An 11388-nucleotide genomic window follows, 5' to 3' on the forward strand; every position below is an offset into this window, starting at 1 on the left:
AAAGCCTGAAATCTAAATTTCAGGCTTTTTAATTTTTAATTATAAACGTGAACCACAGTTCCCGAAACTTCGACACGATATTGTTTCATCGGATATTCTTTTTCGCCTAATCCGGTGTATAAGTTGTATTTACTCTTGTCGCAAGAACACACAGCATAAATTCCATCAATTGTCATTGCTGTACACGAATTCACAGTTTGATTTGGGCACGCGGCATCAAAGGCATTATAAGTTCCTTCGCCGGTTTTCATCACAATAATTCCTTTAGCTCCATAATTGGCAACAAAAACAGGGTTGCTTACATATCTCAGATTATTGTACGTAGGAAGGTTATAATCTAAATAAGCACTTATAGTATAATTTGGAATATTCGGATTGTTATTACTCCTGTTATTGTCACTGCAAGAAAATAAGACAGCAGTAAAAGCGATAAAGAACCAGATTTTTTTCATTATTTGAATAAAGATTAGTGAAACAAAAATAATTTATTTAGATTTGAATTTTACATATGATTAACATATAATTATGTACTATAAAAAATTATAGTATATTTGTGGTAAGAAAATCCCGTCGCGATGGGATTTTTTGTATTTATATAAACGATGAAGTTATGAGTAAAGTATCTTATTACACAGCAGAAGGATTAAAAAAATTAAAAGATGAATTGGAGCACCTAAAAAGTGTAATGCGTCCAAAGGCATCTCAGGATATTGCAGATGCCAGAGATAAAGGAGATTTGTCTGAAAACGCAGAATATGATGCAGCAAAAGAAGCACAGGGTTTATTAGAAATGAGAATTGCTAAACTAGAAGAAGTTTATTCAAATGCTAGATTAATTGACGAATCTCAATTGGATGTTTCTAAGGTTTTGGTTTTATCAAATGTAAAAATCAAAAACCAAAGTAACGGAATGGAGATGAAATATACATTGGTTGCTGAAAGTGAAGCAGATCTAAAAACAGGAAAAATCTCTGTAACTTCACCAATTGGTAAAGGTTTATTAGGGAAATCTGTTGGAGAAGTAGCAGAAATTACAGTTCCGAACGGAGTCTTGAAATTTGAAATTCTTGAAATTTCAAGAGACTAAACTTTTTATTGTTAATCGGTTAATTGCTTAATCGGTTAAACATATAAACGATTAAACAAATCAATAATGAGTTCTATATTTACCAAAATAGTAAACGGAGAAATCCCTTGTTACAAAATTGCCGAAGATGATAATTATCTGGCATTTTTAGACGTAAATCCAAACGCAAAAGGACATACACTCTGCATTCCGAAACAAGAAATTGACAAGATCTTTGATATGGAGGAAGAACTGTATTTAGGACTGATGAAATTTTCTAAAAAAGTTGCCGCAGCTTTAGAAAAAACGGTTCCTTGCAAAAGAGTCGGAATAGCAGTGGTTGGTTTAGAAGTACCGCATGCACACGTACACTTGATTCCGTTAAATGAAATGGATGAAATGCGCTTTATAAATAAAGTATCGCTTTCTAAAGAAGAATTTGAGGCATTGGCCAAAAGTATTCAGGCGAATTTGTAATACATTTTACTGAGAATAGTTTGGATGTCAGGCTGAGCGGAGTTGAAGCTTAGTTTTAATTTTAAATAAATGGGCTTCGACTCCGCTCAGCCTGACAAAAAAATCGCTCAGCCTGACAAAAAATCGCTCAGAAATAAAAAAAATAAAAGTGCAGTAGAATTATTTTACTGCACTTTTTTATTTAATTGAATCTGAAAAGTAGTTCCCTTTCCTATTTCAGAATGTAAAACTTTTATTTTACCGCCATGATATTCTACGACAATTCTTTTAGTTAAAGAAAGCCCAAGTCCCCAGCCGCGTTTTTTGGTCGTAAATCCAGGTTCAAATATCATTTTAAATTGTTTTTTTGGAATTCCAGTTCCAGAATCTTTCACATTGATTTTAATATGCTGTGAATCCTGCTCAATCTGAAGGTCTAATGTTCCTTTTCCTTTCATGGCGTCAATGGCATTTTTTACCAAATTTTCTATAGTCCAACTGTGCAAAATTGGATTGATCATGCCAAAAAGAGGTTCTTGTGGTGCTTTATAAGAAAAAATAACTTGAGCAGAGAAACGCGATTGAAGATATTCGTACGTTTTTTTAGTCTCTTGCACTATATCACGAAGTTCTAAAACAGGGACCGAACCAATTTTAGAAAAACGGTCTGTAATGGTCTGCAGTCGTTCTATATCTTTTTCTATTTCAACCGTAATCGATTGGTCGATTTCTTCTGTTTTCAAAATTTCTACCCATCCAATCAGTGATGATAAAGGCGTTCCAATTTGATGAGCAGTTTCTTTTGCCATTCCAGCCCAAAGTTTGTTCTGCGTCGCCATTTTAGTGCTTTTGTAAAAATTATAGATTAAGGCAATGCATAAAAATACAATCAAAAGCAGTGCGATAGGATAATATTTCAGTTTGTTAAGCAATGCCGAATTTCCATAATACAGAGTTTGATATTTGCCTGGAGCATACTCAAAAGTAATAGGCTCGTTTTCGCTTCTTAGAATCCTTAAAAAACGATCTCTCTTTTTCTTATTGTTGATGATTTCTTCGGGAACATTTTTAGCACTTACCACTTTATCATATAATATTACAATAGCAGGAATTGAAGTATTGTTATTGATAATCTGAAGAGGCAGTTCTACATCGGTGTTTTCGTCTGCATTTACAATGTTAATTTGTGCATTAACAAAAAGGTTCATTTTTAGGCGTTCTTCATTTTTAAAGATTTGGAAGAAGGTATACGTATTCCAAAGAATCAGAGAAATGATTAAAAAGCAGACGGAAATTATAATCCAGCGAATTGTATTTGTTCTTTCAGAAAAAGACATATCAGTTTTTTTGAGGTATAAATATAACGAAATATATACATTTTATATTTTGAAGCAGGAGAAAGATTTTTGGTTTTTATCTGCTCAAGAATTTTTTCGAATTAAACCATTTCTCTACTTTTGCAGGTACTAAATCAGATTCGGTTTAAATCCAAAAATATGATAAGCATTAACCCAAAAGAGATTCCTACAGCCAAACTACAAGGCTACCTGCAGAGTGCCGTAGGGCCGAGACCTATAGCTTTTGCCAGTACCATCAGCGAAAAAGGGATTCCGAATTTATCTCCTTTTAGTTTCTTTAATGTTTTTAGTGCCAATCCGCCTGTTTTAGTTTTTTCACCGTCTAGACGAGTTCGGGACAACACCATAAAACACACTCTGATTAATGCAGAAGCAACCCGCGAGGTAGTAATTAATGTTGTAAACTTTGATTTAGTACAGCAGACTTCTCTAGCCAGTACAGAATATGGCGACGGAGTAAATGAATTTGTCAAAGCAGGATTAACACAGATTCCGTCCGATTTAGTAAAACCTTATCGTGTAAAAGAATCTCCAGTGCAGTTTGAGTGCAAAGTCACACAGATAATTCCGTTAGGAACAGAAGGCGGAGCAGGAAATTTGATTTTATGTGAAGTAGTAAAAATTCATATTCACGAATCCATTTTAGACGAAAACGGCGCCATCGACCAGCACAAAATTGATCTAGTTTCAAGGTTAGGAAATAACTGGTATTCAAGATCGAATCAAGGGCTTTTTGAAGTGGCTAAACCCTTGACAACATTAGGGGTAGGAGTAGATGTTATTCCGAATTTTGTAAAAGAAAGCCCTGTCTTTAATGGTAATGATTTAGGTAAATTAGGAAATATTGAAGCCTTGCCTACAAAGGAAGAAGTTAGTATATTTGTGAAGGAAAATTTTTCTGTCAAAGGAGTTTTAAGCTCAGACGACCAGCAAAAAGTACACTTAGAAGCTAAAAAATACCTGGATAATAACGATGTAGAATCGGCTTGGAAAGTGCTTTTAGCTAAAAAATAAGAAATAGAAACAATAATAAATAAAGAAAGAAGATGGAAGTTACAGGAAAAGTAAAAGTGGTAAACCCAGAACAGCAAGTTAGTGCAGCATTCAAAAAAAGAGAATTAGTTGTTACTACTGAGGAGCAATATCCACAACATATTTTAATCGAATTTACACAAGATAAATGCGATTTGTTGAGTAGCTATAAACAAGGAGAGGCAGTAAAAGTTTCTATCAATTTAAGAGGAAGAGAATGGGTTAATCCACAAGGAGAAACTCGTTATTTCAATAGTATTCAAGGTTGGAGAATCGAAAGATTAGCACCAGAAGGAGCTTCACAAGCACCTCCAATGCCAACAGCTGAAACTTTTGCTCCAGCGACAAACCTTAACGAAGACGAACCAGACGATTTGCCTTTCTAAAAGGTAAATTCCAAAATTAACAAAATTCCAAATTCCAAATCATCAGAATCTGATGCTGGATTTGGAATTTTTTTGTATAAGAGTTTAACCAGAGAGTCTGTCCATTTTGGCCAAACGAAAAACCGCACTCGTAACCACATTGATTACCTGTTATCGTTGCGGAATTTCTAGTTTGATTTGCTTCACCTTTTCCCTAAAGTCTTGTTAGCCAATCTGACAAGATTGTATAGAAATTGGAATTTTAATATTTAGAATTAAAACATGTATTTCTTATTTGATAATTTATATTTCCCCCCAGTTTCAGAAGCTGATCAAGAAGGAATTCTGGCAGTAGGGGGAGATTTGAGTCCAGAACGTTTAAAATTGGCTTACGAGAGAGGTATTTTTCCTTGGTTTAACGAAGGAGAGCCGATACTTTGGTGGGCGCCGGATCCTAGAATGGTTTTATTTTTAGACGAGCTGGTTGTCTCTAAAAGTATGCGTAACGTATTGAATAGAAAACTGTTTGCAATTACCTTTAATAAAAGTTTTAGAGAGGTAATTTTGAATTGCCAGAATATCCAGCGCGATGGTCAGGACGGAACGTGGATTTCTGATGAAATTGTAGCTTCGTATTGTGAACTTAACAAGCAGGGACTTGCTAAATCCGTTGAGGTTTGGCAGGATGGTATTTTGGTAGGCGGTCTGTACGGAATGGATTTGGGACATGTTTTTTGTGGAGAAAGTATGTTTTCTAAAGTTTCAAATGCTTCAAAAGCAGCTTTTATCGCGTTGGTGCAGCGCTTGCGAGAAGAAAATTACAAACTTTTAGACTGTCAGGTTTACAATCCGCATTTGGACAGTTTAGGATGCCGCGAAATTGATCGAGAGGATTTTATGTCTATTTTAATGAATAAATAAAAATGAGTGTTATTGTAAAAGAAATTTATATATATCCTGTAAAAAGCCTTGCGGGCATTAGTTTGAAGAGTGCTAAGGCAGAAGAAATGGGTTTTGAAAATGACAGAAGATGGATGTTGATCAATGCTGATAATGTGCATGTAACCCAAAGAGAATATCCGATCATGAGCCAATTTTATCCTGAAATTTCTGGGGATAAAATCAGCATTACTTTTCAAGACCAAAAACATGAATTTTTTATTAGTGAACATTTGCAAAACACTATTGAAAGTAATGTTTGGGAAGATAAAAGCGATGTTTTCGAAGTAAATAAAAACACTTCAAAATGGTTTAGCGAAAAGTTGGGTTTTGACTGTAAATTGGTCAAAATTTTAGGAAAAGGTGATCGAAAACATGAAAGTTCCAAAACTAAAGAAACTTATAATGTCAGCCTTGCAGATGCTTACCCTTATTTGTTGATTGGTACCGAAAGCCTTGATTTTTTGAATGAAAAATTAGAAAAGAAAGTTTCTATTTTAAGATTTCGTCCTAACATTGTAGTGAGTACTCAAAATGCTCATGAAGAAGATGATTTTGATACTTTTACAATTGGAGAGGTTTCATTTAAAAATATAAAACCCTGCGGAAGATGCATTATGGTAAACAATGATCCGCAGAAAGGAATTGTAAAAAAAGAACCTCTTAAAACGTTGAGTAAATACAGAAATGTTAATAATTCTGTTTTGTTTGGGACCAATATCGTCAGTTTAAACAACGGAACAATCAATGTTGGCGATGAAGTTGTTTTCTAAAAATTTAGTTTTGAAAAATTCCAGTTTAGCGTATTAAAAATTATAAGTTCATTTTTTAAAGAAGGCAATTCTAAAATTAGTTTTAATGTTTCGTGCGCCATCATATTGCCTATAATTCCCGGAAGCGTTCCTAAAACTCCGTTTAAATTACAATTGGGAACATCTTTAGGATCCGGCATTTCGGGAAATAAATCGCGAAGGTTTTTGCTCCCTTTATGATTAAAAACAGCGATCTGGCCTTCAAATCTCAAAATGCTTCCGTGGACTAAAGGTTTGTTTAATAGAACGCAGCTGTCATTAACCAAATAACGTGTTGTGAAATTATCTGAACCATCGACAATAATATCATATTGACTGATAATTTCTGATGCATTTTCGGCAGTCAATTTTTCTGTAATCGAGGCAACTTCAATAAGCGGATTTAATTTTGAAACCACCTCTTTTGCTGCAATCGCTTTTTGGTGACCAATTTCATTTTCAGTGTATAAAATTTGTCTGTGCAGATTGTGAATTTCAATCGTGTCAAAATCCATGATTCCGATAAAACCGACTCCGGCTGTAGCAATATATTGTAAAATCGGACAGCCTAAACCGCCTGCGCCAATTACTAAAACTCGTGCTTTTTTTAATTTTTCCTGACCTTCATCTCCAATTTCCGGAAGAATGGTTTGTCTGTTGTAACGAAGAAATTCTTTGATAATACTCATTTTAATTAATTTTAGATTTCTGATTTTAGATTTTTGATTGATGAAATGAAGAATAAAAAATCTGAAATTTAAACGCTAAAATCTGAAATATAACTTCTATCCCAATCTTTCCAAACGGGTTCATAGCCTTTGTTTTTTATGATTTTTGCAATTTCATCAGCAGAGCGTTCATCGCTGATTTCGAATTGTTCTAAAGACTGTGGATCAACCACATAACCACCTGGATTGGTTTTTGATCCTGCGCTCATACTCGTAACACCAATTGGGATTATATTATTCCTGAATTTTTCGTTTTCTCGTGTCGAAATCGAAATTTCGAGATCTTCATTCCACAAACGATAAGCACAGATTAATTGCGTCAGGTCTTTATCATCCATAATAAAATTGGGTTCGATAATACCTTCAGCAGGGCGGAGGCGGGGAAACGAAACGGAATATTTAGTCTGCCAGTATTTCTTTTGAAGATAATCTAAATGCAAAGCGTTGAAAAAACTATCTGTCCGCCAGTCTTCTAAACCTAATAAAACGCCTAAACCTATTTTATGAATTCCAGCAGTTCCAATTCGGTCTGGAGTTTCTAATCTATAGTCAAAATTTGATTTTTTGCCTTTGGTATGATACTTTTTGTAAACCTCCTGATGATACGTTTCCTGATATACCAAAACCGAATACACGCCCGCATCGTGCAAACGCTCATAATCTTCTGTAGAAAGCGGCTGTACTTCAACAGAAATAATCGAAAATTGTTTGCGTATTAATGCAATTGCGTTCAGGAAATAATTAATGTTTACGGTATAATTTGCCTCGCCTGTAACCAATAAGACATGATCGAACCCCGTTTCCTTTAAAGCTTCAACTTCGAGTTTAATTTCCGCATCAGAAAGTGTTTTTCTTTTGATTTTATTGTCTAAACTAAATCCGCAATAGGTACAAATGTTTTGGCATTCATTGCTCAAATATAAAGGGGCATACATTTGAATCGTTTTGCCGAAACGTTTCTTTGTGATCTCATGGCATTTCTGCGCCATTTCTTCTAAATAATTCTGGGCAATAGGAGAGATCAAAACCAAAAAATCATCGAGATTGTATTTGGTTTTTGCCAAAGTTCTTTCGACATCTTTTGCTGTGGTTTTATATATTTTGGATTGAATGGAATCCCAATTATATTGTTCAAAAATAGATTTGAATGTGTTCATAGTTTTTTAACCGCAAAGCACGCGGAGATTTACGCAAGGTTGGCAAAGCTTTGCGTTCTTAGCGCTTTTCTTTGCGAACTTTGCGGTTATTATTTAGTCATAATGTAATCCCAATTATATTGCTTAAAAATAGATTTGAATGTGTTCATTGGATTGTTTTTATTTCACGCAGATTTTGTACTCTGGTTAGATTTTATTTGCGACTCGATGTATGTTATCTAGAATATTTATACAATTAAAATTGATTAATAACCCAAGCTTTTTATTTGTTAGTTTTAAATAAGTATTTAATTGCTTAAAATGTATGGATTTCAATTCATCTACAGATTTTAGTTCAATAATTACTTTATTTTCTACTAATAAGTCTAATCGAAAAGTGATATCTAATTCTACATTGTCATATTTAACTGGTAGATTAATTTGTTTGATAGTATTTAAACCATCCTTATTTAATTGATAATATAAAGCACTTTCGTAAACGGATTCTAATAATCCAGGGCCTAGAGTATTGTATACCTTGAAAACAGCACCTCTTACTTTATATGAAATTTCATTTTCTGACATAATTGTGATTTTAATTGCAAATCAAATTTAATGAAATTTCTTACTTTTTATTTTTCTTCTCGCAGATTTTGCAGATTGAGCAGATTTTTTTTCATATTTTAATTAAATAGATCTGCTCAATCTGCAAAATCTGCGAGAGATTAAAAACTTAGTCATAAAGAAAAGAAGTCAAAGGACTAGACGCCACAGCATAATTTTGCTGGTTTGCAATTCTCGCTTCAAAGGCTTTTCTTCCAGCGATTACCGCTTCTTTAAAAGCCTCGGCCATTAATTTTGGATTTCCGGCTACTGCAATAGCAGTATTTACCAAGACCGCATCGGCACCAATTTCCATTGCTTTTGCAGCATCAGATGGAGCGCCAATTCCAGCATCGACAATAACCGGAACATTGCTTTGTTCGATTATAATTTCCAGAAAATCAATGGTTTTTAGACCTTTGTTACTTCCTATTGGAGATCCTAATGGCATCACGGCAGTTGTGCCGACACTTTCCAAATGTTTGCACAAAACAGGATCGGCGTGAATATAAGGCAGTACTAAAAAGCCAAGTTTAGCCAGATCTTCTGTGGCTTTTAAAGTCTCGATTGGATCCGGCATTAAATATTTCGGGTCCGGATGAATTTCCAGTTTTACCCAATTGGTTTCTAAAGCTTCGCGGGCCAATTGTGCAGCAAAAACGGCCTCTTTAGCATTTCTTGCACCAGAAGTATTAGGCAGTAAATTGATATTCGGATGATTCAGATGTGATAAAATTGCATCCGTATCTGTTTCTAAATCAATTCGTTTAAGAGCAACTGTAACCAATTCGCTTTCAGAAGCTAAAATCGCTTCTTCCATTTCTTTGTTCGATCCAAATTTTCCTGTTCCTAGAAACAAACGCGATTTGAAGCTTTTGTCTCCAATATTAAACAATGACGTTTGCATATAATTTTTCGTTTAGTTGTGTGATTAATTTTTCTTTTTCGTAGCTGTCGGTAATGATTCCAGAAACCGCAATTCCGAAAATTCCAGTTTCCATTAACGGATTCACATCTCTCAAAGTAATGCCTCCAATAGCATAAACAGGAATATCAATTTTGTTTTTTTTGAGTTTTTGAAGAATATCAAAATAACCGGACAAACCCAAAATCGGACTTAGTTTTTCTTTTGTTGCCGTGAATCTAAAAGGCCCCAAACCAATATAATCACATCCGTTTTTTACATGATTTTGAATATCTTCCAAAGTATTAGCTGTTCCGCCAATTATTTTTGAAGATCCTAATAAAGCTCTGGCTTCGTCAATTTTAGTGTCTGTTAATCCTAAATGGACACCATCGGCATCAATCAGTTTTGCGAGAGATAAATCATCGTTTACAATAAAATTGGCGGTATATTTTTCACATAAAGGTTTTACCGCTTCTGCTAAAGTAAAAGTGTCTTTTGAAGTCTGGTTTTTAAATCGCATTTGAACCCAATTGCATCCAGCATCTAGAGCTTGATGAATATTGCGTAATTGTTCTTCGATAGTTTCGCCTTGTGAAATGTATTGCAGTTTATTATACATAATGGTATCCAATTAATGATGAGGTTGAACTGAGATAATTTTCGATATAGATTTTAGCATTTTTACAAGCTTCTTTTATAGTTTGGTTTAAAGCTAAATTCGAAGCAATTGCCGATGAAAGCACACAGCCGGAACCGTGTTTTTCATAACATTCTTTGTCTGATGGAAGAAAATCTAAAACTTCATTTTTTAAGAATAAACGATCATTTCCAAGAGCATTTTTGTTGTGCCCGCCTTTTAGAAGGATTTGTGTTGGAATTTGATTAGGAATGCCAATACCATCCGAAATAAAATCAGGAAACAGTATTGCGGCTTCTTGATAGTTGGGTGTTATCAAATCGATTTTCGATAATATTTTATTTAGATCCAAATGATTTTCGATCTGTAGAAAATCAAATTTGGTTGTTGATTTTAAAACAGGATCCCAAACAATTTGAGTTGCTTGTGAGTGTAATTTTATAGTTGAAATAATTCGGTTTAAATCATATAAAGAAGGCACAATTCCTATTTTTACTACACTAATAGTATAATTTAAAAACAGGGTTTCGATAGAGCGGATAATAAAACTCAAATCGGTCCACTGAATCTCATAAAATTGATTTTCAGTTTGAATGGTATTTGCGGTCGAAATAGCAAATCCCGTAACTTTGTGCTGTTCAAAAGTCTTGATATCAGCCAGGATACCAGCACCTCCAGAGGGATCTAAACCGGCGATTGTAAGTACGAAAGGGCGATCTTTTGACATAATTTAAATTGTTTTATCGGGTTTTCACTATTCCAAATGCTTCCTAAAAGAGCAAAATCATCAAAGCCGTTTTTTAATGTATTATAAATGTTTTCAGAACGAATGCCGCCTAAAGCGATCATTTTTGTGTTGTAATTTGTCCGTGATTTTATTTCTTCAAAAAGATCTTTTTTTGGGTGATAATTTTCTTTAGAAATACTTTTAAAAACTGGGCTTAGAAAGGCGTAATCAAAATCATTTTCTAAGGAATTAAAATCTTGGATAGAATGTGTTGACGTTGAATGAAACCTGCAAGCTTTTGAAAACCTTGCAGGAAATTCACGGCTATAGTTTCTATCTTTTTCAGAAAAATGTATTCGATTGATTCCAAAGTCTTCTGCCAAATCGTGATGGCTGTGTAAAATCAAATTACTTCTAAATTTTAATTCTATTTGATGAATGAACTTTGCCATTTCCAACTCAGAAAAATCAGGTTTTCTAATATGAAGCAAAGGCATGCCTTCTTTAAATAATGAATGAATTATTTTGATTTCATCTGCAACAGCAAAAGGATTTGTAATTATCATCATTTTTGTGAGATGTTAGAAGTGAAATGTTGTTTTGTAAAATGTATTTAGTAAAAAGTGAGAGGTGAAAAAGTTAA

General features: G+C 34.0%; 15 protein-coding genes. 6 read left to right on the plus strand and 9 right to left on the minus strand.

Annotated elements, in window-relative coordinates; all coding sequences use genetic code 11:
• Positions 1 to 35: 35 nt before the first annotated feature.
• The gene (locus tag C4F50_RS10805) at positions 36 to 452 is read right to left on the minus strand and encodes a Rieske (2Fe-2S) protein (protein WP_194138674.1); all 417 of its coding nucleotides are present in this window, start codon (positions 450 to 452) and stop codon (positions 36 to 38) included.
• Between the two features lie 158 nt (positions 453 to 610).
• Here C4F50_RS10805 and greA point away from each other — a divergent pair, with 158 nt between their 5' ends.
• Both greA and C4F50_RS10815 read left to right on the plus strand, forming a co-directional pair.
• On the plus strand, positions 611 to 1087 hold the full coding sequence (gene greA, locus C4F50_RS10810) for a transcription elongation factor GreA (protein ID WP_194138675.1): 477 nt from the start codon (positions 611 to 613) through the stop codon (positions 1085 to 1087).
• A gap of 66 nt (positions 1088 to 1153) precedes the next feature.
• Complete coding sequence (locus tag C4F50_RS10815; RefSeq protein ID WP_194138676.1) at positions 1154 to 1543, plus strand: HIT family protein; 390 nt, start codon at positions 1154 to 1156, stop codon at positions 1541 to 1543.
• Positions 1544 to 1707: 164 nt separating this feature from the next.
• Here the strand turns inward: C4F50_RS10815 and C4F50_RS10820 are convergent, their stop codons facing one another.
• Positions 1708 to 2859 carry a sensor histidine kinase gene (locus C4F50_RS10820; RefSeq protein ID WP_194138677.1) on the minus strand — a complete coding sequence of 384 codons (1152 nt, stop codon included), beginning with the start codon at positions 2857 to 2859 and terminating at the stop codon, positions 1708 to 1710.
• Positions 2860 to 3018: 159 nt separating this feature from the next.
• Here C4F50_RS10820 and C4F50_RS10825 point away from each other — a divergent pair, with 159 nt between their 5' ends.
• From C4F50_RS10825 to C4F50_RS10840, 4 genes are all read left to right on the plus strand, one after another.
• On the plus strand, positions 3019 to 3894 hold the full coding sequence (locus C4F50_RS10825; protein ID WP_194138678.1) for a flavin reductase family protein: 876 nt from the start codon (positions 3019 to 3021) through the stop codon (positions 3892 to 3894).
• Between the two features lie 32 nt (positions 3895 to 3926).
• Entirely contained in the window at positions 3927 to 4298 is a 372-nt protein-coding gene (locus C4F50_RS10830; RefSeq protein ID WP_194138679.1) for a DUF3127 domain-containing protein, read from the plus strand.
• Positions 4299 to 4559: 261 nt separating this feature from the next.
• A complete protein-coding gene (gene aat / locus C4F50_RS10835) occupies positions 4560 to 5198 on the plus strand; it encodes a leucyl/phenylalanyl-tRNA--protein transferase (RefSeq protein ID WP_194138680.1) in 639 nt (212 codons plus the stop codon).
• 2 nt (positions 5199 to 5200) lie between these two features.
• Complete coding sequence (locus tag C4F50_RS10840) at positions 5201 to 5989, plus strand: MOSC domain-containing protein (protein WP_194138681.1); 789 nt, start codon at positions 5201 to 5203, stop codon at positions 5987 to 5989.
• Here C4F50_RS10840 and C4F50_RS10845 read toward each other — a convergent pair.
• From C4F50_RS10845 to C4F50_RS10875, 7 genes are all read right to left on the minus strand, one after another.
• Positions 5986 to 6696 carry a HesA/MoeB/ThiF family protein gene (locus C4F50_RS10845; protein WP_194138682.1) on the minus strand — a complete coding sequence of 237 codons (711 nt, stop codon included), beginning with the start codon at positions 6694 to 6696 and terminating at the stop codon, positions 5986 to 5988. The two genes, C4F50_RS10840 and C4F50_RS10845, sit on opposite strands and share 4 nt — an antisense overlap.
• A gap of 68 nt (positions 6697 to 6764) precedes the next feature.
• Positions 6765 to 7892, minus strand: coding sequence for a 2-iminoacetate synthase ThiH (gene thiH, locus C4F50_RS10850; RefSeq protein WP_194138683.1), 1128 nt, complete (start codon positions 7890 to 7892; stop codon positions 6765 to 6767).
• 186 nt (positions 7893 to 8078) lie between these two features.
• Entirely contained in the window at positions 8079 to 8456 is a 378-nt protein-coding gene (locus tag C4F50_RS10855; RefSeq protein WP_194138684.1) for a GxxExxY protein, read from the minus strand.
• Between the two features lie 148 nt (positions 8457 to 8604).
• Positions 8605 to 9381 (minus strand): thiazole synthase, encoded by a 777-nt coding sequence (locus C4F50_RS10860; protein WP_284438369.1) that lies wholly within the window; start codon positions 9379 to 9381, stop codon positions 8605 to 8607.
• Positions 9362 to 10000, minus strand: coding sequence for a thiamine phosphate synthase (locus C4F50_RS10865; RefSeq protein ID WP_194138685.1), 639 nt, complete (start codon positions 9998 to 10000; stop codon positions 9362 to 9364). The genes C4F50_RS10860 and C4F50_RS10865 overlap by 20 nt, the downstream gene beginning before the upstream one ends.
• Positions 9993 to 10745 carry a hydroxymethylpyrimidine/phosphomethylpyrimidine kinase gene (locus C4F50_RS10870; protein ID WP_194138686.1) on the minus strand — a complete coding sequence of 251 codons (753 nt, stop codon included), beginning with the start codon at positions 10743 to 10745 and terminating at the stop codon, positions 9993 to 9995. The genes C4F50_RS10865 and C4F50_RS10870 overlap by 8 nt, the downstream gene beginning before the upstream one ends.
• Positions 10703 to 11314, minus strand: coding sequence for a thiamine phosphate synthase (locus C4F50_RS10875; RefSeq protein ID WP_194138687.1), 612 nt, complete (start codon positions 11312 to 11314; stop codon positions 10703 to 10705). Before C4F50_RS10875 ends, C4F50_RS10870 begins: the two co-directional genes overlap by 43 nt.
• Positions 11315 to 11388 lie beyond the last annotated feature (74 nt).

Origin of the sequence: Flavobacterium hungaricum (genome assembly GCF_015182285.1) — a bacterium.
GTDB classification, from domain to species: Bacteria; Bacteroidota; Bacteroidia; order Flavobacteriales; family Flavobacteriaceae; genus Flavobacterium; species Flavobacterium hungaricum.